This window comes from uncultured Phycicoccus sp., assembly GCF_947495705.1.
Lineage (GTDB): Bacteria > Actinomycetota > Actinomycetes > Actinomycetales > Dermatophilaceae > Phycicoccus.
This window is the reverse complement of record NZ_CANLZR010000002.1, coordinates 184888-207749: the sequence shown is the minus strand read 5'-3', so window position 1 is coordinate 207749 and position 22862 is coordinate 184888. Positions and strand designations below refer to the sequence as shown.

Here is a 22862-nt window from a genome sequence, read left to right as displayed (position 1 = left end):
GCCGAGCGAAGAGGTGACGGTTGCAGGGCCGTCACCGGCCAGAGGTGGGCGGCCTCGGGTCGCATGCTTGCTCTCTCCGGGGCGGAGCGGGCGGCCCGGGGCCAGGCCTCGCCCCGTCAGGTCAGCCGGCGCAGGTCCTCGCGGCAGCGACCCTCGAACCCGTCCAGCTCCGAGAGCGCCGCCTCGATGTCGCGTCGGCGCTGCTCGAGGTCGGCCCGGCGCTCGTCGATCTGGTCGAGCACGTACTCGAGCTGGCTGCGGCGGCCGCGCGGCGCGTCGTACAGGTCGATGATGGTGCGGATCTCCTCGAGCGGGAAGCCGAGGCGCCGGCCGCGCAGGACCAGGCCGAGCCGGGTGCGGTCGCGCCGGTGGTAGACCCGCGTCGTGCCGCGACGCTCGGGGGAGATGAGGCCGAGGTCCTCGTAGTGCCGCACGGTGCGGTGCGTGACGCCGAACTCCTCGGCGATCTCGGCGATCGACCAGGTCCGGGACGCGTCGGACCGCGGCATGGCGGCAGTGGTGCTCGGGCTTGTCACGAGGTGAGTATTGCTTTACGTTGACGTTAACGTCAAGAACGTGCCACCCGCCGGCCGCCGTGACCCGGAGCCGGTGCCCCCAGCGCGAAGGAGCGCCGATGTTCGAGCTGAGCAAGGACCACGAGGAGTTCCGGGCAGTCGTCCGGGAGTTCGCGACCGAGGCCGTCGAGCCGCACGTCGCCGAGTGGGACCGCGACCACCACTTCCCGGCCGACCTCGTGCCGACGATGGGCGAGCTCGGGCTGTTCGGGCTCGTCGTCCCCGAGGCCTTCGGCGGGTCCCTCGAGCACTCCGAGGGCGGGGCGTTCACGAGCCTGTGCGTCGCCATCGAGGAGCTCGGCCGGGTGGACCAGTCCATCGGCATCACCCTCTCGGCCGGGGTCGGGCTCGGCATCAACCCGATCCTCACCTACGGCACCGACGCCCAGAAGCAGCGCTTCCTGCCCGACCTCGTCGCCGGGCGGGCGCTGGCCGGGTTCGGCCTCACCGAGCCGGACGCCGGCTCCGACGCCGGCGCCACCCGCACCAAGGCGGTCCTCGACGACGCCACCGGCGAGTGGGTCATCGACGGCGCGAAGGCCTTCATCACCAACTCCGGCACCGACATCACCTCCGTCGTCACCGTCACCGCGCGCACGGGCACCCTCGAGGACGGCCGCCCCGAGATCTCGGCCGTCATGGTGCCCTCGGGCACCCCCGGGTTCGTCGTCGAGCCGGCGTACCGGAAGCTGGGCTGGAACATCTCCGACACCCACGGGCTGTCCTTCAGCGGCTGCCGGGTGCCGGCCGACCACCTGCTCGGCGAGCGCGGGCGCGGCTTCCGCCAGTTCCTCAAGACCCTCGACGACGGCCGCATCGCGATCAGCGCGCTGGCCCTCGGGCTCATCACCCGGATGCGCGAGGAGACCGCCGCCTACGCCACGACCCGCACCGCCTTCGGTCGCCCCATCGGGGTCAACCAGGGCGTCGCCTTCCCCATCGCCGACCTCGCCGTCATGGAGGACGCCGCCCGCCTCCTCACGTACCGGGCGGCCTGGCTCAAGGACGAGCACGAGGCCGGGCGCCGCTCGGCCGCGGAGGTCACCCAGGCGGCCGCCAAGGCCAAGCTGTACACCTCCGAGGCCGCCGTCACCGCGACCCGGATCGCGACCCAGGTCTTCGGCGGCAACGGCTTCATGGAGGAGTACCCGGTCGCGCGCTTCTACCGGGACGCGAAGATCCTCGAGATCGGCGAGGGCACCTCCGAGGTCCAGCGGATGGTCCTCGCGAAGGGGCTGGGCCTGCCCGCATGAGCGACACCGACCCCCGCGTCGCCGACGTCCGGGCCCGGCTCGAGGCCGCGCACACCGCGTCGGCCCGGCCCACCGAGAAGGCGGCGGCCAAGCTCGAGGCCCAGGGCAAGCTGTACGTCCGCGACCGGCTCGCGCTGCTCCTGGACGACGGCTCGTTCGTCGAGGACGGCCGGTACGCCAACGCCCTCGCAGCCGGGCTGCCGGCCGACGGCGTCGTCACCGGGCGCGGCACCGTCGACGACCGGCCGGTCGTCGTCATCGCCAACGACCCCACGGTCAAGGCCGGGTCGTGGGGCTCGCGCACCGTCGAGAAGATCGTCCGGGCCACCGAGACGGCGCTGCGCGAGGAGCTGCCGGTCTTCTGGCTCGTGGACTCGGCGGGGGCGCGCATCACCGACCAGGTCGAGATGTTCCCGGGTCGTCGCGGCGCCGGGCGCATCTTCCACAACCAGGTCGCGCTCTCGGGCAAGGTCCCGCAGATCTGCTGCCTGTTCGGGCCGTCGGCCGCCGGTGGCGCGTACATCCCGAGCTTCTGCGACGTCATCATCATGGTCGAGGGCAACGCCTCGATGTACCTCGGCAGCCCGCGGATGGCCGAGATGGTCGTCGGCGAGAAGGTCTCGCTCGAGGAGATGGGCGGCGCCCGGATGCACTGCACCGTCTCGGGGGTGGGCGACCTGCTCGCCGCCGACGACACCGAGGCCATCGAGCTGGCCCGGCTGTACTTCTCGTACCTGCCCGACAGCTGGCGGGTGCCGCCGCCCTCGTACTCGGTCGAGGAGCCCACCGTGCCGCTCACCCGGGCCACCGTGCCCGAGCGCGAGAGCCAGCCCTTCGACGTCCACGAGCTCATCGACGGGCTCGTCGACGACGACAGCTTCTTCGAGGTCAAGCCCCTCTTCGCCCCCGAGCTCGTCGTGGGGTTCGCCCGGATGGGCGGCGAGACCGTCGGCGTCCTCGCGAACAACTCGGCGGTCAAGGGCGGGGTGCTCTTCACCGACTCCGCCGACAAGGCGTCCCGGTTCATCTGGCTGTGCGACGCCTACTCGATCCCGCTCATCTACCTCGCGGACGTGCCCGGGTTCATGATCGGCTCCGAGGTCGAGCGCGGCGGGATCATCCGGCACGGCGCGAAGATGGTGTCCGCCGTCGCATCGGCCACGGTGCCCCAGTTCTGCGTCGTCGTGCGCAAGGCGTACGGGGCCGGGCTGTACGCGATGGGTGGGCCGGGCTTCGGCCCGGACGCGACGATCGCCCTGCCGACCGCCCGGATCGCGGTCATGGGGCCCGAAGCCGCCGTCAACGCCGTGTACGCCAACCGGATCGCCGAGGTCGAAGCAGCCGAGGGCCCCGAGGCGCGCGAGGAGTTCGTCGCCGCCAAGCGGGCCGAGTACCTCGCCGACGTCGACCTCGAGCGGCTCGCCGCGGACCTCGTCGTCGACGAGGTCGTCGAGGCCGACGCGCTGCGGGCCGAGCTGCTGCACCGGCTGCGCTACGCCGCGCACCGGGAGCGGCACTTCGCGACGAAGCGGCGGGACGTGCCCCCGGTCTGACCCCGGCGCCCCGGCCGGCGGCTCAGGCCGTGCGGCGCAGCAGGTGCCAGGTCACGCCCAGCTCGCCGACGAGCTCACGCAGCAGCGGCAGCGAGACCCCGATGACGCTGCTCGGGTCGCCCTCGATCCCGGCCACGTACGGCCCGCCGATGCCGTCGAGGGTGAAGGCGCCCGCCACCCGCAGCGGCTCGCCGGTGGCGACGTAGGCGTCGATCTCGTCGTCGCTGAGGTCCGCGAAGTGCACCGTGGTCGATGCGGTCCCACCGACCATCCCGCCGCTGCCTCCGGCGCCGTGGTCGCGGCGGTCGACGAGCCAGTGCCCGGTGTGCAGCACCCCGGACGCGTTGCGCATCCGGCGCCACCGGACGACCGCCTCCGCGGCGTCCGCCGGCTTGCCGTGTACCTCGCCGTCGAGCTCGAGGACGGAGTCGCACCCGAGCACGAGGTCGGCGACGGTGTCGTCCCGGGCGTCGAGGGCGGACACGACGTCCTCGGCCTTCGCCCGCGCCAGGAGCAGCGCGACGTCGGCCGCCGCGAGTGGGCCGTGCGTCGCCTCCGCGGCAGCGACTGCGGCGTCCTCGTCGACGGCGGAGACGAGCACCGCGGGGTCGACGCCGGCGGCGCGCAGGGTCGCGAGGCGGGCGGGGGAGGCGGAGGCGAGGAGCAGGGTGACCGGCGGCATGGCGCCACCGTAGACGGGCGCGCGCGCCGGGTGGTCACCGCTCAGCCGAGGACCTCGTCGACGAAGCACCAGCGCCACGCCTCGCCGGGCTCGATGGAGCGCATCACCGGGTGCCCCGAGGCGCGGAAGTGCGCGGACGCGTGCCGACCCTCGGAGGAGTCGCAGCACCCGACGTGTCCGCAGGCGGTGCACGACCGCAGATGGACCCACGTCAGCCCGGCCGCCCGGCACTCCGGGCAGCCGTCGGTCTCGCTCGGTGGATGCGGCGCGGCGTCGTCGACGAGGTGGTCGCAGGCCCCGCCGAGCCGCTCGGTCGGGAGCAGCTCGGAGGCGTGCACCTCCGCTGCGCGGGTGGCGCTCCACGCGAGGACGGTCTCCTCGGCATCGAGCTGGCCGAGGACGCTCGTCAACACTGCGTGGTCGACCCCGCCGCGACGGCGGATCCGGAGCAGCTCGCGTCGCTCCTCCCGGATCATGGCGAGCCGCACCCGGGCCCGGGCCTCGGCCGGGCTCTCGCGCTCGGTGGGCCCGAGACTGCCCAGTCGCTCCCAGCTGCGGTTGACGCGGTCCGTGGCCTGCTGGTGGAGAACCGCGACGACGGCCGGGTCGGCTGCCGGGTCGTCCTCGATGGCCCGCAGCCCGGCGCCGGTCGTGGCCCCCAGGACCGTCGCCTCCGCGAGGGCGTCCTGGCGCGGGTCTGGACCGCGCACCCCGAGCCCCCGAGCCAGCCACGGCAGGGTCGTGCCCTGGAGCAGCAAGGTGCCGACGGTGACGACGAGCGCCACGAGGACGAGGTCGGCCCGCATCGGGGTGTCCTCGGGCAGGGTGAGGGCGGCCGCGAGTGTGACGACCCCGCGCATCCCGGCCCAGCCGCCGACGAGCGAGGCCGCGAGCATGGCCCGGCGGTCCTGACGGCCGCGCACGAGCCGGACCCCGTTCATCGCCAGGAGCCACACCGGCCGCAGCACGAGGACGGTGCCGAGGACCGCGAGCGCGACGACGAGGGTGCGTCCGGTCCCCAGGTCACCGGCGCGGGTGTCCTCGACGAGCCCCCAGACCTGGAGCCCGATGAGGAGGAAGACCGCGTTCTCGAGGACGAAGGTCACGCTCGACCAGTTGATCCGCTCGGCGAGGCGTGAGGGCGCGGACTGCAGGCTCGTGGACCAGTGGGCGAGCAGCAGGCCGGCGGTGACGACCGCGAGGACGCCGGACCCGCCGATGGCCTCGGCCGGAGCGTAGGCGACGAACGGGACGACGAACGACAGGGCGGTGTCGGCGGGGACCTCGGTGAGCCGCCGGCGCAGCCAGCCCACGAGGAGGAACGCGACGAGCCCGACGGCGACACCGCCCACGGAGGCGACGGCCAGGTCGACGGCCACGGACGCCGGTGTCACCTCACCCGCGTCGGCGCTGCCCGTGCCGTGCACCGCGAGACCCGTGGCGGCGAGCGCCGTCCGGAGCGTCACGAGCGCCGTCGCGTCGTTGAGCAGCGACTCGCCCTCGAGGATCGTCGTGATCGGGCGGGGCAGGCCGATGCGCCGCGCCACCGCGGTCGCCGCGACGGCGTCGGGTGGGGCCACGATCGCACCGAGGGCGATGGCCAGGGCGAAGGGCACCGGCAGCAGCAGCCAGACGACGAGGCCGACCCCGAGCGCCGTGAAGAGGACCAGACCCACCGACAGGCTGAGGATCGTCGAACGGTACGCGCGGATGTCGATGAGGGAGGTCGAGAGTGCGGCCGCGTACAGCAGCGGTGGGAGGAGCCCGAAGAGGACGACCTCGGGCGAGAGGCGGACCTCGGGGATGCCGGGCACGAACGACAGGACGCCGCCGAGCACGAGCAGGGCCAGGGGGACAGGCACCCCGCGCGGCCCGGCGAGGCGGCTCACGACGATGACGACGAGCACGAGGGCGACGACGATGACGGCAGGCTGCACGAGGCGATTCTCGCCCCTGCCGGTGGTGGGCCCGGCGAGTGCCCGCGGATCGGCCGGATCAGGCCGAGGCGCGGCCTCCGAGGTCCCCGGTGAGGTAGTGCTGGAGCACCGGCCCGATGGCGTCCGCGAGGTCGTGGTCGCTGACCTCGTTGAGCCCCGGGAACTCCACGACGTACCGGCCGACGAGGAACCCGGTCATGTGGGCGCCGATGAGCCCGGCGCGCAGCTCGGGGTGGTCGCTGCCCAGCAGCCGGGCGAGCGGGGTCAGCAGCCGGTCGGTGAGGAACCGCCGCACCAGCGCGGCCGCCTCGTCCTCGGAGGCCGCGGCCCGCACGAGCCCGGTCAGGGTCTGGCGGGCCTCGGGCTGGCTGAGCGTGGAGAGGACGAGGGTCGCGAGCTTGTGGCCCACGGCCTCGGGCCCGGCCGCGATGAGGTCCTCGACGAGGGCGTCGGGCTCGAAGGGGAGCTCGACGACGCTGGCGAACAGGTTCTGCTTGCTGCCGAAGTAGTGCGTGACGAGACGGGTGTCGACGTCGGCCTCCCGCGCGATGCCCCGCAGAGTCGTCCTCGGGTAGCCGAGCTCGGCGAACTGGCGCTTCGCGGCGCAGGCGATGTCCTCACGTGTGTGGCTCCCCGCCGGGCGTCGCCCTCGTGCTCGTGGCACCTCGTCACCTCCGACCCCGGTGGACCACGTCCGCTCGTCAGTATGTCCCGCGGGGGCGTATGGAAATACCCCCCGACCGAGCCATTTCCACGTTTGGCCCGGACCGGACCTAATGTCCGCGTCGTGCCATTTCCGGGGATTTCCCCGTGGGCGGACCGGTCAGGGGGTCAGCACCGCCTCGCGGAGCACGTCGAGGCCGACCGACCCGACGTCGAGGGCGCGCCGGTGGAAGGCCTGGAGTGAGAAGTCGGCCCCGGCGCGGGCCGCGGACTCCTCGCGCAGCTGCATCCACAGGCGCTCGCCGACCTTGTAGCTGGGGGCCTGCCCGGGCCAGCCCAGGTACCGGTCGAGCTCGAAGCGCAGGGTGCTCTTGTCGTTGTTCGAGTGGCTCGTGAGGAAGGTCCAGGCCTTGTCGTAGGTCCAGGCGCCGCCGCCGACCTCCGCGGGGGCGTCGAAGCCGCAGTGCACCCCGATGTCGATGACGACCCGGGCGGCGCGCAGCGACTGGGCGTCGAGCATGCCGAGGTACATGCCGGGGTCGTCGAGGTAGCCGAGCTCTGCCATGAGGCGTTCGGCGTACAGCGCCCAGCCCTCGCCGTGGCCGCTGACCCAGCACATCATCCGGCGCCAGCGGTTGAGCGTCGCGCGGCGGTAGATGGTCTGGGCCACCTGGAGGTGATGGCCCGGCACGCCCTCGTGGTAGACGGTGGTCAGCTCCTTCCACGTGGAGAACTCGGTGACGCCCTTGGGCACCGACCACCACATCCGGCCGGGCCGCGAGAAGTCGTCGCTCGGGCCGGTGTAGTAGATGCCGCCGGTCTGGGTCGGGGCGATCCGGCACTCGATGGTGCGCACCGGCTCCGGGATGTCGAAGTGTCGGTCGGCCATGTCGGCGACGACCTCGTCGGCCTTGACCTGCATCCAGTCGCGCAGGGCGGCGGTGCCGTGGAGCCGGTAGGCGGGGTCGGCGTCGAGATGACCGATGGCCTCGGCGACGCCGCCGCCAGGGACGATACGACGCGCCGTCGCCTCCATGTCGGCGGTGATCCGGGCCAGCTCCTCCTGGCCCCAGGCGTAGGTCTCCTCCAGGTCGATGGTGGCGCCGAGGAACGAGCGGGACGCCAGCTGGTAGCGCTCCCGGCCTGCAGCGTCGCTCTCGGGGGCGCGGTCGAGCAGGCTGTCGCCGAGGACGACGCGAGCCCGGCGGTAGGCGTCGGCGGCACCTGCGACGGCGCGCTCCAGATCGGCCGCGACGGCGTCGTCGAGGGGGTCCTCGCCGGCCGTGGCCCGGGCGAGGAAGGTCGCGAAGTAGCCGTCGGAGCTCACGAGGTCCTGGCACTGGCGCATGCAGGCCTCGACCTGGCGGCGCGGGGTGACCAGGCCGCGGTCGGCCGACTCGCGCAGCGTGCCGAGGTACTGGTCCAGGGCGCGGGGCAGCGCCCCGAGACGGGTGGCGATGGTGGCCCAGTCGTCCTGGGTCGCGGTCGGCATGAGGTCGAAGACGTCGCGTACGCCCTGCAGCGGGGAGGCGATGACGTTGAGCGCCATCCGGTCGTAGCCGGCCTCGTGGCTGTCGACGGTGACCCCGAGCCGCTCGCGCATCGCCGCCACCGTGACCCGGTCGACGTCGTCGACCGGCTCGACCGCGTCGAGGCGGGCGAGGGTCTCGCGGGCGAGGGTCGCGTGGTGCTCGTAGCCCGCGGGGGAGAGGTCGTCGAGCTCGTGGTCGTGCCCGGGCACCCCGAGGTGGGTGGCCTCCATCGGGCTCGCCGCGACGACGGCGTCGAAGTGGGCGTCGGCGACGGCGTCGACGGCGGTGGGCTGGCGCGTGGCGTTGGGCTCGGTCACCGGCGCGAGGCTACCCGAGAGTCCGCCGACGTGGGCGGGGGTGCGCCGGGTCGCGCGCGGACGGCATAGCCTCGAGGGATGCAGGCACGGGTGTGGTCGGTCAACGTGGGGACGGGGCGAGCGGGCATCGGCGCCAAGGGGCGCACGACAGCCATCGACAAGCGGCCGGTGCCGTCCATCGAGGTCCGCGACCCGGGGCCCAAGCAGGGCGGGCTGGGGAGCGGAGTGCTCGGCGACGACGTCGTCGCGCGCAAGCACCACGGCGGCTCGCGGCAGGCCGTGTACGCGGTGGCGCGCGAGGAGCTCGATCACTGGGCCGGCGAGCTGGGCCGCGAGCTGCCGGACGGCGTCTTCGGTGAGAACCTCACGACGCGGGGGCTCGACGTGGACGGCGCTCTCGTCGGCGAGCGCTGGCGGGTGGGGCCGGTGCTGCTCGAGGTGTGCGGCCCGCGCATCCCGTGCGCCAACTTCGCAGCCTGGATGGGCGAGAAGGGGTGGGTCAGGCGGTTCACCGAGCACGGGCAGCCGGGGGCGTACCTCGCCGTCGTCGAGCCCGGGACCATCACCGCGGGCGACCCCGTCGAGGTGCTGGACCGTCCCGACCACGGGGTCACGGTGACGCTGGTCCTGCGCGCGTTCGCCGGCGACCTCGAGGCCGGACGCCGCGTCCTGGAGGCGGAGGTGCTCGGCGAGGACGACCACGCGCAGCTGAAGCGCAGCGTGGCCCGCCGCACCCGTGCCCGTGCCCAGATCGACCAATAGGTCACGCCAGGTACGCCGGGCCCCGTCCCGACATCGACCAATAGGTCACGCCAGGTACGCCGGGCCCCGTCCCGACATCGACCAATAGGTCACGTCCGGTGCGCCGGCGCTCAGCCCGCGACCTCGGCGACGCGGAAGTGCGCCCGCCACCGGTCCGACAGCCGGGACGGGACCTCCACGCCATGCTCCCTGAGTACCCGCGCGAGACGAGCGACGAGCTCAGCGGGCGCCGTGAAGAGCTCGTCGGCCCCCACGACGACGAAGGTCCAGCCCTCCTCCTCGGAGAGCCACTCCCGCCGAGCCTCGTCCTTCGCGCGCTGCTCGGGCGAGCGATGCCACCGTCCGTCGTACTCGATGGCGATCCGAGCCCCCCGGTAGCCGAGATCCAGCCGGAAACGGACGGACCCGTCATCGTCGACGATTTGGATGTCCACCTCGGGTTCCGGCAGCCCGGCGAGCACCATGAGGAGGCGCAGGGCCGTCTCCGGGCCGGAGTCCACCCGTTCCCGCACGAGCCGCGCCGCCGTGACGGCGTCGTCGCGACACTGGCCGACCCAGTCCTCGGCGTACGCCGTCAGCTCCGTCGGGGTGCAGCGGGACTTGCGGACCAGCGAGTCACCGAGGATGACGAGGTCGATCAGGCCGAGGAACCGCGCAAGATGGCAGAAGGTCTGCTCCGGCGACGTGACCGGCAGACCGTGCCGTCGCGTGATGTGCAGTCGGTGGCGGAAGCGGTGCGTTCGGACGCCGCCGACCCGGAACCGCACGTCGCGCATGAACGCGACGTGCACCCATTCGTTGTCGGGCACCAGCCCACCCCAGAGCCGGGCGGCGGTCCAGTGGCTGAGGACGGCGCCTTCCGGTGCGATGAGCAGTGCGGCCCGTGACCGCACGACGACGGTGTCCGGGACGGCCGCCGCCACGACCACGCCCGGCAGCACGGTCCTGAAGGCAGCCGACCTCACCAGTCGGTCACTGAGGCCCAGCGTCCGCGCTTCCCGACGGAGGAGGGGCCATACGTCTCGTTGTTGCGCCATTCCCATCCGTCGAGCATGCCCATTCCGCGGCAGGGCCAGCTTTCGTTTTCCACAGGCGTACCTGGCGTGACCTATTGGTCGATGTGGGGACGGCGGGCGTGTACCTGGCGTGACCTATTGGTCGATGTGGGGGCGGCGGGCGTGTACCTGGCGTGACCTATTGGTCGATGTGGGGGCGGCGGGCGTGTACCTGGCGTGACCTATTGGTCGATGTGGGGACGGCCGGCGTGTACGGCGTCAGCCGCGGAAGGTGCTGCGCCAGGCTGCCGGGCCCGGGTCGTGCCGACCCCGCAGCAGCAGCGACCGGTGCGACGCCCACCGGGACTCCTGCGCCCGGCCGTGCCAGCCGTCGCCGCTCGCGCCACCGGCGCCCCCCGTGCCTCCGGAGGCGGCGGCGAGGACGGCGACGACGGCCGCGATGTCCTCCGCGGTGGCCGGACCGTGTACCCGGATCGCCGACGGCTCGGTCATAGCGGGATGTTCCCGTGCTTCTTCGGCGGCAGGCTCGCGCGCTTCGTGCGCAGCGCGCGCAGCGCCTTCGTCACGTTCATCCGGGTGTTCGACGGGGTGATGACCGTGTCGATATACCCCCGCTCGGCCGCGACGTACGGGTTGGCGAGCGCCTCCTCGTACTGGGTGACGAACTGCGCCCGGATCTCGTCGACGGACTCGCCCCGCTGCTCGGCCGCGCGCAGCTCCTTGCGGTACAGGATGTTGACCGCCCCCTGCGCGCCCATGACCGCGATCTGCGCGGTGGGCCAGGCGAGGTTGATGTCGGCGCCGAGGTGCTTGGAGCCCATGACGTCGTAGGCGCCGCCGTAGGCCTTGCGGGTGATGACCGTGACGAGCGGGACGGTGGCCTCGGCGTAGGCGTAGATGAGCTTGGCCCCGCGCCGGATGATGCCGTCCCACTCCTGGTCGGTGCCGGGCAGGAAGCCGGGGACGTCGACGAAGGTGAGCACCGGGACGTTGAACGCGTCGCAGGTGCGCACGAAGCGGGCGGCCTTCTCGGAGGCGTCGATGTCGAGGGTGCCGGCGAACTGCATCGGGTTGTTCGCGACGATGCCCACCGAGCGGCCCTCGACGCGCCCGAACCCGATGACGATGTTCGGGGCGAACAGCGGCTGGACCTCGAGGAATTCACCGTCGTCCAGGACCCGCTCGATGACCTCGTGCATGTCGTAGGGGACGTGCGGGGAGTCCGGGATGATCGTGTCGAGGAAGCGGTCGTCCTCGGTGACCTCGAGGTCGTTCTCGTCCCCGAAGACGGGCGGGTCCTCCAGGTTGTTCGACGGCAGGTACGACAGCAGCGCCTTGACGTACTCGATGGCGTCGTCCTCGTCGGAGCCCATGTAGTGGGCGACCCCCGACTTGGTGTTGTGCGTCTTCGCCCCGCCGAGCTCCTCGAAGCCGACGTCCTCACCCGTGACGGTCTTGATGACGTCGGGGCCGGTGATGAACATGTGCGAGGTCTGGTCGACCATGACGGTGAAGTCGGTGACGGCCGGGGAGTACACGGCGCCACCCGCGCAGGGCCCCATGACGAGGGAGATCTGCGGCACGACACCGCTCGCGTGGACGTTGCGGCGGAAGATCTCGCCGTAGAGCCCGAGCGAGACGACCCCCTCCTGGATCCGCGCCCCGCCGGAGTCGTTGAGCCCGATGACGGGGCAGCCGACCTTCATGGCGAAGTCCATGACCTTGCAGATCTTCTCGCCGAACACCTCGCCCAGGGAGCCTCCGAAGACGGTGAAGTCCTGGGCGAACACCGCGACGGTCCGGCCGTCGACCGTGCCGTACCCGGTGACGACCCCGTCCCCGTACGGACGGTTCGCGCCCTGACCGAACGCCACGGAGCGGTGCCGCGCGTACTTGTCCATCTCGACGAACGAGCCCTCGTCGAGCAGCAGCTCGAGGCGCTCGCGGGCGGTCTTCTTGCCGCGGGCGTGCTGCTTGTCGACGGCACGCTCGGACCCGGCGTTCGCGACCTCGGCCACGCGCCGCTTGAGGTCGGCCAGCTTGCCGGCCGTGGTCGTGACGTCGATGTCCTGGGGGACGTCGGTGCCTCCGATCGAGTGCAGGTCACTGGTCGCCATGGGCGAGAGCCTAGCCTTGGGCCCGTGGACCAGCCCCTCCCTCCGCCACCGATCGACGCGGCGTCCGTCACACCCGGCGAGCCGTGGCTGCCGGTGGAGGTCCACGACCGGGTCGGGTCCACCAACGACCTCGTCCGCGACCGGCCCGCGCTGTGGCGGGTCGTCGTCGCCGACGTCCAGGAGAGCGGCCGTGGCCGGCTCGGCCGCGCCTGGTCCACGACCCCCGGGACGGCCCTGGCCGTGAGCGTGCTCGTCCCGGTTCCGGCCTCGGGAGCGTCCTGGGTGCCGCTGTTCGCCGGCCTCGCCGTGCACCGCGCCGTCGACGAGGTCGCCGGGCCGGTCACGGCGTTGAAGTGGCCCAACGACGTCCTCGTGCCGGAGGACGGCGACCGCAAGCTCGCGGGCGTCCTGTGCGAGTGGGTGCCGGACGGCGTGGTCGTCGGCGTGGGCGTCAACGTCGACACGACGCGTGCGGACCTCCCGCTCGGGACGGCCACCTCGCTGCGCGCCGCCGGGCATCCCGGGGTCGACCGGGCCGTCCTGCTCACCGCCTACCTCCGGCAGCTCGCGGCCGTGCTCCGGGAGGACTCCGGGCCCTCCGGCCCGGCGGCCGCGGCGTACCGCGCCGCCTGCGCCACGCTGGGCCGCGACGTCGAGGTCCACGAGCCCGGCGGGGCCGTCCGCCACGGCCGCGCGACAGGGATCGACGGCGAGGGCAGACTGACCGTGCACACCGGCGCCGGGACGGTCCAGGTCTCGGCCGGCGACGTCGTCCACGTCCGTGCACGCTGAGACGGGAGGAGGCGGCATGACCGAGGAGCCCGAGCAGGCGGGGGAGCCGGCCGTCCCCGCAGCCCCGGCCACCGCGGACCTCCCCGAGTGGATCGAGCAGGCGCTGCTCGGCCGCTCCGCCTCGATGGCCCGGGCCGAGGTCAGCGAGGGGGCCGGCGTCGACCCCGGCGAGGCGCGGCGGTTCTGGCACGCGATGGGCTTCCAGGTGGTCGAGGACGACGAGGCGATGTTCACCGACGCCGACCTCGAGGCGCTGGCCCGGGTGACCCGGCTCGTCCGCAGCGGCGTCGTGAGCGAGGAGCTCGCCCTCGGCATGACCCGCGCCTTCGCGCGGACCTCCGACCGGCTGGCGGTGTGGCAGACCCAGCTCGTCGCCGAGTCGCTGACCCCGGCGTTCTCCGAGGAGCTCGAGGGCAAGGACAGTCGCTCGGTCCCGGAACCGCGGGTCGCCGCGGACGCCGCGGCCCTGCTCGCCCGCACCATCGACGACGTCGAGCCGCTGCTCGTGTACGTCTGGCGCCGCCACCTGACCAACGCGATCCAGCGCATGCTCGCGGACGCCGACCCGGCGGTGCGCTCGGACCCGTCGGCACCGGTGCGGGCCGTCGGGTTCGCCGACCTCGTTGCCTTCACCTCCTTCGTCCGACGGATGAGCGAGCGGCAGCTCGCCCGGCTCGTCCAGCATTTCGAGCTCCTCGCCAGCGACGTCATCGCCGAGCACGGCGGGCGCGTCATCAAGACGGTGGGCGACGAGGTCCTCTTCGTGCACACCGAGGCCGCGGCCGCGTCGGCCATCGCCCTGGACCTCGTCGACGCCATGGCCGAGGACGACCTGCTCCCGCCGGTGCGGGTCGGGCTGGCCCACGGGCGGGTCGTGTCCCGGCTCGGGGACGTGTTCGGGATGACGGTCAACAAGGCGAGCCGCATCACCGCCGTCACCCCGTCGGGGACGGTGTTCGTCGACGAGGACATGGCGCGCGCGCTCGGGTCGGTGTCGGGCTTCTCGGCCATCGAACGCCGCCGCCGGATGCTGCGCGGGATCGGCGTCGTGACGCTGCACGAGCTGCGACGCGCGCCGGGTGAGAGGCGTCCACCCGTGGCGGACGCCACTTCGTGACTACCATCGGGCCCATGACGAAGGTGCTGCTCGCCGAGGACGACCCGGCGATCTCCGATCCGCTCGCCCGTGCACTGCGCCGTGAGGGGTACGAGGTCGAGGTGTGTACGGACGGGGAGTCGGCGCTCGAGCACGCCCTGCAGACCCCTGACCTGGTCGTACTCGACCTCGGCCTGCCGAAGATGGACGGCCTCGAGGTGTGCCGGCGGCTCCGGGCCGAGGGCAGCAGCGTGCCCGTCCTCGTGCTCACGGCGCGGGCCGACGAGGTCGACACCGTCGTCGGGCTCGACGCCGGTGCCGACGACTACGTCACGAAGCCCTTCCGGCTCGCCGAGCTGCTCGCCCGGGCCCGGGCGCTGCTGCGGCGCGGCGTCGTGGACGGCGCCGACGGCGAGGGGGACCCGCTCATCGACATCGACCCCGAGGGGCGGCGGGTCTTCCTGCGCGGCGACGAGGTGCAGCTCACCGGCAAGGAGTTCGAGCTGCTCCGCGTCCTCGTCGCGAACGAGGGCAAGGTCGTCTCCCGCGAGAAGCTCATGCGCGACGTCTGGGACAGCGCCTGGTACGGGTCGACCAAGACGCTCGACATGCACATCTCGGTCCTTCGGCGGAAGCTCGGTGACGACGCCGCCCACCCGCGGTACATCACGACGATCCGAGGTCTCGGGTTCCGCTTCGACGCACCGGACGAGTGATCGCCGGTGCGCCGCATCGTCGTCCTGACGGCCCTGGAGACGGCCGTCGTCGCACTCCTCGCGATGTCCTTCGCCGGCGCCCTGCTCGTCCAGCAGGGCGCGGTGTCGCTCGACGGGGTCGGCGCGAGCTGGTGGGTCCCGACGGCGGCGCTGGTCGGGGCGGCCGGGTTCGCCCTCCTTGCCGCGGCATGGCTCGGCGAGCGCTCCGCACTGCGGATCACCGGCCTGCTCGGGACCCTGCGGGAGCGGGCGGAGCGGCTCGCGGCGGGTGACACCCGCCCCGTCCCGCTCGAGTCCGGGATCGAGGAGATGGACCGGCTCGACGCCGCCCTCGTGCGCGGCGCGCAGCAGGGGGCCAAGCGGCTGGCGTCCGAGCGGGACTTCGCCGCGGACGCCTCGCACCAGCTCCGGACGCCGCTCACCGCCTTGCTCATGCGGCTCGAGGAGATCTCGGTGACCGAGGACCTCGCGGTCGTCGCCGAGGAGTCGGCGATCGCGATCGGCCAGGTCGAGCGGCTGAGCAAGGTCGTCGACGACCTCATGAGCCGGACCCGCAGCGGGGTCGAGGCGAACCCGGCGGTGTCCCTCGACTCCGTCCTCGCCTCCCTCCAGCGGGAGTGGCAGCCGGCCTTCGCCTCCGCCCGGCGGAGCATCCACGTCAGCGGCGAGCGCGGCCTCGTCGTCCGGGCGACGCCGGTCTCGCTCGGGCAGATCCTCACGACGCTGCTCGAGAACTCCCTCGCCTACGGCCGGGGCACCGTCGAGGTCAGCGCGCGCCGGGCCGGGCCGTCGGTGGTCATCGAGGTCAGCGACGAGGGCGACGGGGTGTCGCCGACGATCGCCCCGCACATCTTCGAGCGGTCGGTGTCGTCCTCCGGGTCCGGGCTCGGGCTGTCCCTGGCGCGGGACCTCGCCGAGGCGGTCGGCGGCCGGCTCGAGCTGGCCCGCGCGACCCCGCCCGTCTTCGCGCTGTTCCTGTCCTCCAGCGAACGCTGACCCCGGGCCGGTCAGAGGGGTTCGCGCGCGAACACGAACCGCCGGTACGCCCAGAAGCGGAACAGCGTGCCGAGGCCGATCCCGACGATCGTCGCGATGTTGTCGGCGAGGGTCGAGGTGAAGCCGAGCCCGTAGTGCGACACGGCGAGGGTGAAGGCCGAGATCCCGAGCGCGATGAGGTTGACGCCGAAGAACATGGCGACCTCGTGGTGCATCGGGCGGCTCCGCCGGTGCCGGAAGGTCCACTGCCGGTTGCCGAGCCAGGCGACGAGCGTGGCGGCCGCGCCCGAGATGATCTTCGCGGTCGTGACCTTGTCGTCGAGCACGGTGTGCCACAGGATGTTCGCCAGGCCCAGGTCGACGACGAAGGCGACGGCGCCGACCACGCCGAACTTGATCATCTCGCGGTAGAGGACGTCGAGCGCCCCCCGGGCGGCGTCGAGCGCGCGGCCGATGGGCCCCTGGGTCGGGGTGTCCTGGGCGGTCACCCGTGCAGCCTAACGACGCGGGGTCGTTATCCTCGCCGAGTGACCCCACGTCGTGCGCCCGGAGGCTTCCCCGTCGTCGGCATCGTCGGGGGTGGCCAGCTCGCCCGGATGTGCGCTGGCCCGGCGGCCGAGCTCGGGGTCACCCTCAGCGTCCTCGCCGACGCGCACGACTCCAGTGCGGCGCTCGTCGTGCCCAGCGCCCCGGTCGGCGAGCACACCGACGTCGACGCCGTGCGCCGGTTCGCGGCCGAGTGCGACGTCGTGACCTTCGACCACGAGCACGTCCCCCAGGAGATCCTCGCCCTGCTCGTCGCAGACGGCGTCGCGCTGCACCCGTCGCCGGAGGCCCTCCTGTTCGCCCAGGACAAGCTCGCCATGCGCGAGCGGCTCACCGGCCTCGGCGTGCCGTGCCCGCGATGGGTCCGGGCCGACACCGTGCAGGACGTCGAGGCGTTCGGCGCCGAGGTCGGCTGGCCGGTCGTCGCCAAGACGCCGCGCGGCGGGTACGACGGCAAGGGGGTGCTGGTGGCGTCCTCGGCGGCCGAGCTCGACGACTGGCTGCGCCGGGCGGCGGAGGCCGGCACCGGGCTGCTCCTGGAGGAGAAGGTCGAGTTCCGCCGCGAGCTGGCGGTGCTGCTCGCCCGCAGCCCGTCCGGGCAGGCCGCCGTGTGGCCGGTCGTCGAGACCGTGCAGACCGGTGGCATCTGCACCGAGGTGCTCGCGCCCGCGCCCGATCTCGACGCGGACGTCGCAGCAGGGGCGGTGCAGGCGGGGCTGCGGGTGGCCGGCGAGCTCGGCGTCACGGGCGTGATGGCCGTCGAGCTGTTCGAGGTCGAGACGCCCGGGGGCGGCACGACCGTCCTCGTCAACGAGCTCGCGATGCGCCCACACAACTCGGGGCACTGGTCGATGGACGGGGCCGTGACCGGCCAGTTCGAGCAGCACCTGCGGGCGGTGCTCGACCTGCCGCTCGGCGCGCCGCGGCCGCGGGCCGCGTGGACGGTCATGGCCAACGTCCTCGGGGGCGACTACCCCGAGCTGTACCCGGCCTACCGGCACGTCATGGCGCGCGACCCCGAGGCCAAGGTGCACCTGTACGGCAAGGGCGTGCGTCCCGGCCGCAAGATCGGCCACGTCAACGTCTCCGGCGACGACCTCGCCGACCTGCGTGAGCGGGCGAGGCACGCGGCGGACTACCTCACAGGAGTGGTGACGGAGTGAGCACGCAGCAGCACGAGTCGCCGGTCGTCGGCGTCGTCATGGGGTCGGACTCGGACTGGCCCGTCATGGAGGCGGCGGTCGAGGCGCTCGACGAGTTCGGCGTCAGGTGCGAGGTCGATGTCGTGTCGGCGCACCGGATGCCCGAGGAGATGCTCGAGTACGGCCGCATCGCCGAGGCCCGCGGGCTGCGCGTGCTTGTCGCCGGTGCCGGCGGGGCGGCGCACCTGCCCGGGATGCTCGCGTCGGTGACGTCGCTGCCGGTCATCGGGGTACCCGTCCCGCTGCGGTACCTCGACGGGATGGACTCCCTGCTCTCCATCGTGCAGATGCCGGCCGGCGTGCCGGTGGCGACGGTGTCGGTGGGCGGGGCGCGCAACGCGGGGCTGCTCGCGGCGCGGATCCTCGGTGCGGGCGAAGGGGCCGAGGCCCAGCGGCTGCGCGCGGCGATGGGCGAGTTCCGCGGCGCACTGCGCGACCAGGCCCACGCGAAGGGCGCGGCGCTGCGGGAGCGACGGGACGCCTGACCGGGGTTCGTCAGGCGGGCACGGGTTCGGAGGCCCGGTCTCGCTGACATTCCGGGGTGACCCCGACATGTCGAGGTCAGCGGTACATGCCGTCGCTGCGGATCTTCGGCCACTCGATCTTGGGGCAGGTGTCCATGACGACGCCGAGGCCGGCCGCGCGGGCCCGTTCGGCGGCGGCCTCGTCGATGACCCCGGCCTGCAGCCAGACGGCGTCGATGAGGAGCCGGTCCTTGTGCTCGATCGCCTCGTCGACGACGGCGCCCACGTGCTCGGAGTTGACGAAGCAGTCGATGACCTTGAGGTCCTGGTCGGGGATGTCGGCGAGCGACGCGTAGCCCTGGGCGCCGTGCACGGTCTCGGCCTTGGGGTGCACCGGGATGATCGGCTTCCCGAGCTCGACATGGAGCCAGCGCGACACCGACCAGGCATGCCGGGACTCGTTCGTGGACAGCCCGACGATCACCCAGATGCCGGGGTCCATGAGCAGCTCACGGATGAGGTGCGGGTCGTTCTGGTGTCGCAGTGTGCCCATGGCCCTCATCATGCCCCCTGCGACGGTCCGCAAACCTGCCCGTCGCGGCGTGCTGCTCAGTCGTGGCCGAACAGGTCGCGGGTGTACACGCGCTCCGCCACGTCCTCGAGCTCGTGGACGAGCCGGTTCGCGACGATGACGTCGCTGCGCTCCTTGAGCTCCTCGAGCGAGACGAGGGGGGACCCGAAGAAGTCCTCCCCGTCCAGCTCCGGCTCGTGGACGATGACGTGCACGCCCTTGGCCTTGATGCGCTTCATGACGCCCTGGACGCTGCTGGACCGGAAGTTGTCCGAGCCCGCCTTCATGATGAGCCGGTGGATGCCCACCACCTCGGGCCGCCGCGCGAGGATGTCGGTCGCGACGAAGTCCTTGCGGGTCGTGTTGGCGTCGACGATGGCGCCGATCAGGGTCTGCGGCACGTCCGCGTAGTTGGCGAGCAGCTGCTTGGTGTCCTTCGGCAGGCAGTACCCGCCGTAGCCGAAGCTCGGGTTGTTGTAGTGCGCGCCGATGCGCGGGTCGAGCCCGACGCCCTCGATGATCTGGCGGGTGTCCAGGCCGTGCGTCGCCGCGTAGGTGTCGAGCTCGTTGAAGTAGGCCACCCGCATCGCGAGGTAGGTGTTGGCGAACAGCTTGATGGCCTCGGCCTCGGTGCTGTCGGTGAGCAGCACCGGCACGTCCTCGTCGAGGGCGGCGTCCGCCAGCATCCGGGCGAAGCGCTCGCCGGCGGGGCCGCGGTCGCCGACGACCACCCGGGACGGGTGGAGGTTGTCGTGCAACGCCTTGCCCTCGCGGAGGAACTCGGGCGAGAAGACGACCCGGTCGGTGCCGAGCCGCTCGCGCAGGGCGGCGGTGAAGCCCACCGGGACGGTCGACTTCACGACGGCGGTGGCGCCGGGCTCGAGCCGGCGGATGTCGGCGACGACCTGCTCGACGCTGCTCGTGTCGAAGTAGTTGGTGCGCTCGTCGTAGTTCGTGGGGGTGGCGACGACGACGTACTCGCAGCCGGGGTAGGCCTCGTTCATGTCGGCGGTGACGGTGAGGCGCAGACCGCCGGCGCGCAGGTGCTCCTCGATGTCGGGGTCGGCGATGGGGCTGCGACCCGCGCGCAGCATCTCGACCCGGGACTCGTCGATGTCGTAGGCGACGACGTCGTGGGTGCGGGCCAGGAGGACGGCCAGGGAGAGGCCGACGTAGGAGGTGCCGACGACGCAGATGGTGGGGCTCACGACGTACAGACTAGGGTCGCGCGCCCGCCCGACCCCAGCCGGGAGGGCGTCCCTGGCCGCGGCGGCGGAGCCCTGGGCGTCCGGGCCCACGACGCTGCGGCATGATCGGGAGCACCACGACACCGCGAGGAGACCCGCATGAAGTTCGGACTGTTCATCCCGCAGGGCTGGCGCCACGACCTGGTCGGCATCGACCCGGCGCAGCACTGGGGCGTCATGGCCGGGCTGGCCCGCCGGGCCGACGGCATCGAGAACTGGTCCTCCATCTGGGTCTACGACCACTTCCACCCCGTGCCCGACCCCACCGAGGCCGGCGTGCACGAGGCGTGGTCGCTCATGGCGGCGTTCGCCGGGGTGACCGGCCGGGTGCGGCTCGGCCAGATGTGCACGTGCATGTCGTACCGCGAGCCCACCTACCTCGCGAAGGTCGCCGCGACGGTCGACGCCGTGTCCGAGGGTCGGCTCGAGATGGGCATCGGCGCGGGGTGGTACGAGCACGAGTGGCGTGCCTACGGCTACGGCTTCCCGCGGGCGGGCGAGCGGCTGGCGCGGCTCCGCGAGGGCGTCGAGATCATGCGCCAGATGTGGACGACCGGGTCGGCGACCCTCGACGGCGAGCACTACCAGGCCGACGGCGCGATGTGCTACCCGCAGCCCCTCCAGGGCACGGTCCAGCCGGGCTCGAAGATGAACGGGATCCCGATGTGGGTCGCCGGCGGCGGGGAGCGGAAGACGCTGCGCATCGCGGCGGAGTACGCGGACTACACGAACTTCTCGGGGATGCCGGAGGAGTTCACGCACAAGTCGCAGATCCTCCAGGAGCACTGCCGCGACCTCGGGCGGGACTACGACGAGATCGTCCGGAGCGCGAACTTCAACGTCGTCATCGGGCGCACCGACCGCGAGGTCCAGGACCGGCTCGGCTGGATCCGCGACCACTACGCCTCGGCCGGGCTGCCGGACGACGTCGTCGAGAAGGCGGTGAAGTCGTTCGCCGACGGACCGCTCGTCGGGACCCCCGAGCAGATCGTCGAGACGCTGCGCGACCTCGAGCGGCGCGGCATGACGTACGCCATCACGTACTTCGTCGAGCAGGCCTACGACCTCAGCGGCGTCCAGCTGTTCGAGCGGGAGGTACTGCCCGAGCTCGGCGACCGGGAGCACCACGGCCACCTCTGGCACCTGCTGCGCGGGGAGTGACCGGGGGGCTTCCGCCAGGTCGCGGGCCCGGGCTCGCCGGCGCGGCAGATCGGTGCGATGCCGGCTCGGGTCAGTCCCTGAGTGGGGAGCCGACGACCTCGAATCGGAAGCCGCCCATGTCTCCGGACAGGAGCGGGCGAGCTTCCGCGATGGCCGCCTGCACGCTGTCCAGCTGGAGGGACCTGCCGTGTGCCGCGGCCGACGTCCACAGCTCCGCCACGAAGACGGTGTCCGGCTGGTCGTCGCTGACCCCGACCTCGTAGAGCAGGCAGCCGGCCGACTCGAGGTCCGCACTGCGCCGGGTCAGGATCTCGACGAGAAGGTCTCGCTTGCCCGTGACTGATCCAAGGGTCCCTACGTTGACGAAGGTCATGGGCCAGCATCCCAGAGACGGCCGGAGGGTGTGACTCCGGGCAGGTGGTGCAGAGCACACCAGGAGTGGCCTGACGGCTGGGCCGCCCGGTCGTACTGACCCGTAACATCGAGGTCATGAGCGGCAACCCGGACTTCGACACCTACCGCCTCTCCGAGGACCACGAGGCGATCCGCGAGGCCGTCCGTGCGGTGGCCGAGGACAAGATCGCCCCGTACGCGGCCGAGGTCGACGAGGACTCGCGGTACCCGCAGGAGGCGCACGACGCGCTCGTCGCGTCCGACTTCTTCGCCCCGCACGTCCCCGAGGAGTACGGCGGCGTCGGGGCCGACGCCCTCGCCACGTGCCTCGTCATCGAGGAGGTCGCTCGGGTCTGCGCCTCCTCCAGCCTCATCCCGGCGGTCAACAAGCTCGGCTCGATGCCGCTGATCCTCGCCGCGGACGATGACGTGAAGAAGCGCTACCTCACCCCGCTCGCCGCCGGGGAGACGACGTTCTCGTACGGTCTCTCCGAGCGCGAGGCCGGCTCCGACACCGCCGCGATGCGGTGCAAGGCCGTCCGGGACGGCGACGACTGGGTCATCTCGGGGCAGAAGTCCTGGATCACCAACGCCGGGGTCTCGGGGTTCTACACCGTCCTGGCCGTCACCGACCCCGACGGGCCGCGCGGCAACAACATCACCGCGTTCGTCGTCGAGAAGGACGACGCGGGCTTCACCGTCGGCGAGAAGGAGCGCAAGCTCGGCATCAAGGGCAGCCCCACCCGTGAGCTGCACTTCGACCGGTGCCGCATCCCCGGCGACCGGGTCGTCGGCGAGGTCGGCTCGGGCCTGAAGCTCGCGCTGCAGACCCTCGACCACACCCGGGTCACGATCGGCGCGCAGGCCGTCGGCATCGCCCAGGGCGCGCTGGACCACGCGGTCGCGTACGTCAAGGAGCGCCAGCAGTTCGGGCGGGCCGTCGCCGAGTTCCAGGGCATCCAGTTCATGCTCGCCGACATGGCGATGCAGCTCGAGGCCGCCCGCCAGCTCGTGTACGTCGCCGCCGCCAAGTCCGAGCGGGGCGACCCCGACCTGCCGTTCTTCGGGGCGGCGGCCAAGGCCTACGCCTCCGACGTGGCGATGCAGGTGACGACCGACGCCGTCCAGCTGCTCGGCGGCGCCGGCTACACCCGGGACTTCCCGCTCGAGCGGATGATGCGCGACGCGAAGATCACCCAGATCTACGAGGGCACCAACCAGGTGCAGCGCATCGTCATGGCCCGCCAGCTGCTCAAGGGCTGACCCGCGTC

23 protein-coding genes are annotated in these 22862 nt (G+C 72.7%); 11 read left to right on the top strand and 12 right to left on the bottom strand.

Translation table 11 applies throughout. The features are described 5' to 3' along the window. Positions 1-116: 116 nt before the first annotated feature. Positions 117-509: a MerR family DNA-binding transcriptional regulator gene (locus Q0963_RS04230; RefSeq protein ID WP_299443618.1), complete on the bottom strand. Its 393-nt coding sequence runs from the start codon at positions 507-509 to the stop codon at positions 117-119. Positions 510-634: 125 nt separating this feature from the next. On the opposite strand from Q0963_RS04230, the gene Q0963_RS04225 reads away from it, so the two are divergent. Then, entirely contained in the window at positions 635-1828 is a 1194-nt protein-coding gene (locus tag Q0963_RS04225; protein WP_299443053.1) for an acyl-CoA dehydrogenase family protein, read from the top strand. Beyond that, positions 1825-3381: an acyl-CoA carboxylase subunit beta gene (locus Q0963_RS04220; protein ID WP_299443050.1), complete on the top strand. Its 1557-nt coding sequence runs from the start codon at positions 1825-1827 to the stop codon at positions 3379-3381. The genes Q0963_RS04225 and Q0963_RS04220 overlap by 4 nt, the downstream gene beginning before the upstream one ends. 22 nt (positions 3382-3403) lie before the next feature. On the opposite strand, the gene Q0963_RS04215 is transcribed toward Q0963_RS04220, so the two are convergent. From Q0963_RS04215 to Q0963_RS04200, 4 genes are all read right to left on the bottom strand, one after another. Next, the gene (locus Q0963_RS04215; RefSeq protein WP_299443047.1) at positions 3404-4063 is read right to left on the bottom strand and encodes a nucleoside triphosphate pyrophosphatase; all 660 of its coding nucleotides are present in this window, start codon (positions 4061-4063) and stop codon (positions 3404-3406) included. Positions 4064-4104: 41 nt separating this feature from the next. Beyond that, positions 4105-6000 (bottom strand): cation:proton antiporter, encoded by a 1896-nt coding sequence (locus Q0963_RS04210; RefSeq protein WP_299443044.1) that lies wholly within the window; start codon positions 5998-6000, stop codon positions 4105-4107. A gap of 58 nt (positions 6001-6058) precedes the next feature. Next, positions 6059-6664 carry a TetR family transcriptional regulator gene (locus Q0963_RS04205; protein ID WP_299443041.1) on the bottom strand — a complete coding sequence of 202 codons (606 nt, stop codon included), beginning with the start codon at positions 6662-6664 and terminating at the stop codon, positions 6059-6061. Between the two features lie 159 nt (positions 6665-6823). Beyond that, positions 6824-8512 (bottom strand): DUF885 domain-containing protein, encoded by a 1689-nt coding sequence (locus tag Q0963_RS04200; protein ID WP_299443038.1) that lies wholly within the window; start codon positions 8510-8512, stop codon positions 6824-6826. A 78-nt stretch (positions 8513-8590) separates the two neighbouring features. Between Q0963_RS04200 and Q0963_RS04195 the strand changes: the two genes are divergently transcribed. Next, the gene (locus Q0963_RS04195) at positions 8591-9274 is read left to right on the top strand and encodes an MOSC domain-containing protein (RefSeq protein ID WP_299443035.1); all 684 of its coding nucleotides are present in this window, start codon (positions 8591-8593) and stop codon (positions 9272-9274) included. 110 nt (positions 9275-9384) lie between these two features. On the opposite strand, the gene Q0963_RS04190 is transcribed toward Q0963_RS04195, so the two are convergent. The 3 genes from Q0963_RS04190 to Q0963_RS04180 form a co-directional block, all read right to left on the bottom strand. Beyond that, complete coding sequence (locus Q0963_RS04190) at positions 9385-10215, bottom strand: hypothetical protein (protein ID WP_299443033.1); 831 nt, start codon at positions 10213-10215, stop codon at positions 9385-9387. A 333-nt stretch (positions 10216-10548) separates the two neighbouring features. Continuing rightward, a complete protein-coding gene (locus tag Q0963_RS04185) occupies positions 10549-10782 on the bottom strand; it encodes an acyl-CoA carboxylase epsilon subunit (RefSeq protein ID WP_299443030.1) in 234 nt (77 codons plus the stop codon). Beyond that, positions 10779-12407, bottom strand: a complete 1629-nt coding sequence (locus tag Q0963_RS04180) for an acyl-CoA carboxylase subunit beta (protein ID WP_299443027.1) — start codon at positions 12405-12407, stop codon at positions 10779-10781. The genes Q0963_RS04185 and Q0963_RS04180 overlap by 4 nt, the downstream gene beginning before the upstream one ends. Before the next feature lie 24 nt (positions 12408-12431). Here Q0963_RS04180 and Q0963_RS04175 point away from each other — a divergent pair, with 24 nt between their 5' ends. The 4 genes from Q0963_RS04175 to Q0963_RS04160 are packed head-to-tail and all read left to right on the top strand — an operon-like array spanning position 12432 to position 16007. Continuing rightward, positions 12432-13199: a biotin--[acetyl-CoA-carboxylase] ligase gene (locus Q0963_RS04175; protein WP_299443024.1), complete on the top strand. Its 768-nt coding sequence runs from the start codon at positions 12432-12434 to the stop codon at positions 13197-13199. A gap of 16 nt (positions 13200-13215) precedes the next feature. After that, positions 13216-14316 carry an adenylate/guanylate cyclase domain-containing protein gene (locus Q0963_RS04170; protein WP_299443020.1) on the top strand — a complete coding sequence of 367 codons (1101 nt, stop codon included), beginning with the start codon at positions 13216-13218 and terminating at the stop codon, positions 14314-14316. Between the two features lie 14 nt (positions 14317-14330). Then, the gene (locus Q0963_RS04165; protein WP_299443017.1) at positions 14331-15011 is read left to right on the top strand and encodes a response regulator transcription factor; all 681 of its coding nucleotides are present in this window, start codon (positions 14331-14333) and stop codon (positions 15009-15011) included. Positions 15012-15017: 6 nt separating this feature from the next. Then, a complete protein-coding gene (locus Q0963_RS04160; RefSeq protein ID WP_299443014.1) occupies positions 15018-16007 on the top strand; it encodes a sensor histidine kinase KdpD in 990 nt (329 codons plus the stop codon). Between the two features lie 11 nt (positions 16008-16018). Here the strand turns inward: Q0963_RS04160 and Q0963_RS04155 are convergent, their stop codons facing one another. Then, the gene (locus tag Q0963_RS04155) at positions 16019-16495 is read right to left on the bottom strand and encodes a GtrA family protein (protein WP_299443011.1); all 477 of its coding nucleotides are present in this window, start codon (positions 16493-16495) and stop codon (positions 16019-16021) included. 39 nt (positions 16496-16534) lie between these two features. Between Q0963_RS04155 and Q0963_RS04150 the strand changes: the two genes are divergently transcribed. Next, the gene (locus Q0963_RS04150; protein WP_299443008.1) at positions 16535-17716 is read left to right on the top strand and encodes a 5-(carboxyamino)imidazole ribonucleotide synthase; all 1182 of its coding nucleotides are present in this window, start codon (positions 16535-16537) and stop codon (positions 17714-17716) included. A 38-nt stretch (positions 17717-17754) separates the two neighbouring features. Next, on the top strand, positions 17755-18240 hold the full coding sequence (purE, locus tag Q0963_RS04145) for a 5-(carboxyamino)imidazole ribonucleotide mutase (RefSeq protein WP_299443615.1): 486 nt from the start codon (positions 17755-17757) through the stop codon (positions 18238-18240). A gap of 76 nt (positions 18241-18316) precedes the next feature. Here the strand turns inward: purE and Q0963_RS04140 are convergent, their stop codons facing one another. Continuing rightward, a complete protein-coding gene (locus Q0963_RS04140) occupies positions 18317-18772 on the bottom strand; it encodes a CoA-binding protein (protein WP_299443004.1) in 456 nt (151 codons plus the stop codon). A gap of 56 nt (positions 18773-18828) precedes the next feature. After that, positions 18829-19998, bottom strand: coding sequence for a nucleotide sugar dehydrogenase (locus Q0963_RS04135; protein WP_299443001.1), 1170 nt, complete (start codon positions 19996-19998; stop codon positions 18829-18831). A gap of 138 nt (positions 19999-20136) precedes the next feature. On the opposite strand from Q0963_RS04135, the gene Q0963_RS04130 reads away from it, so the two are divergent. Further along, complete coding sequence (locus tag Q0963_RS04130) at positions 20137-21198, top strand: LLM class F420-dependent oxidoreductase (protein ID WP_299442998.1); 1062 nt, start codon at positions 20137-20139, stop codon at positions 21196-21198. 70 nt (positions 21199-21268) lie between these two features. Here the strand turns inward: Q0963_RS04130 and Q0963_RS04125 are convergent, their stop codons facing one another. Next, positions 21269-21571: a putative quinol monooxygenase gene (locus tag Q0963_RS04125; protein ID WP_299442995.1), complete on the bottom strand. Its 303-nt coding sequence runs from the start codon at positions 21569-21571 to the stop codon at positions 21269-21271. 116 nt (positions 21572-21687) lie between these two features. Here Q0963_RS04125 and Q0963_RS04120 point away from each other — a divergent pair, with 116 nt between their 5' ends. After that, entirely contained in the window at positions 21688-22854 is a 1167-nt protein-coding gene (locus tag Q0963_RS04120) for an acyl-CoA dehydrogenase family protein (protein WP_299442992.1), read from the top strand. Positions 22855-22862: the final 8 nt, after the last annotated feature.

Coding starts and splice junctions, on each gene's coding strand:
- Q0963_RS04230 (WP_299443618.1), bottom strand. CDS start 509: ATGCCGCGGTCCGACGCGTCCCGGACCTGGTCGATCGCCGAGATCGCC.
- Q0963_RS04225 (WP_299443053.1), top strand. CDS start 635: ATGTTCGAGCTGAGCAAGGACCACGAGGAGTTCCGGGCAGTCGTCCGG.
- Q0963_RS04220 (WP_299443050.1), top strand. CDS start 1,825: ATGAGCGACACCGACCCCCGCGTCGCCGACGTCCGGGCCCGGCTCGAG.
- Q0963_RS04215 (WP_299443047.1), bottom strand. CDS start 4,063: ATGCCGCCGGTCACCCTGCTCCTCGCCTCCGCCTCCCCCGCCCGCCTC.
- Q0963_RS04195 (WP_299443035.1), top strand. CDS start 8,591: ATGCAGGCACGGGTGTGGTCGGTCAACGTGGGGACGGGGCGAGCGGGC.
- Q0963_RS04185 (WP_299443030.1), bottom strand. CDS start 10,782: ATGACCGAGCCGTCGGCGATCCGGGTACACGGTCCGGCCACCGCGGAG.
- Q0963_RS04180 (WP_299443027.1), bottom strand. CDS start 12,407: ATGGCGACCAGTGACCTGCACTCGATCGGAGGCACCGACGTCCCCCAG.
- Q0963_RS04170 (WP_299443020.1), top strand. CDS start 13,216: ATGACCGAGGAGCCCGAGCAGGCGGGGGAGCCGGCCGTCCCCGCAGCC.
- Q0963_RS04165 (WP_299443017.1), top strand. CDS start 14,331: ATGACGAAGGTGCTGCTCGCCGAGGACGACCCGGCGATCTCCGATCCG.
- purE (WP_299443615.1), top strand. CDS start 17,755: ATGGGGTCGGACTCGGACTGGCCCGTCATGGAGGCGGCGGTCGAGGCG.
- Q0963_RS04140 (WP_299443004.1), bottom strand. CDS start 18,772: ATGGGCACACTGCGACACCAGAACGACCCGCACCTCATCCGTGAGCTG.
- Q0963_RS04130 (WP_299442998.1), top strand. CDS start 20,137: ATGAAGTTCGGACTGTTCATCCCGCAGGGCTGGCGCCACGACCTGGTC.
- Q0963_RS04125 (WP_299442995.1), bottom strand. CDS start 21,571: ATGACCTTCGTCAACGTAGGGACCCTTGGATCAGTCACGGGCAAGCGA.
- Q0963_RS04120 (WP_299442992.1), top strand. CDS start 21,688: ATGAGCGGCAACCCGGACTTCGACACCTACCGCCTCTCCGAGGACCAC.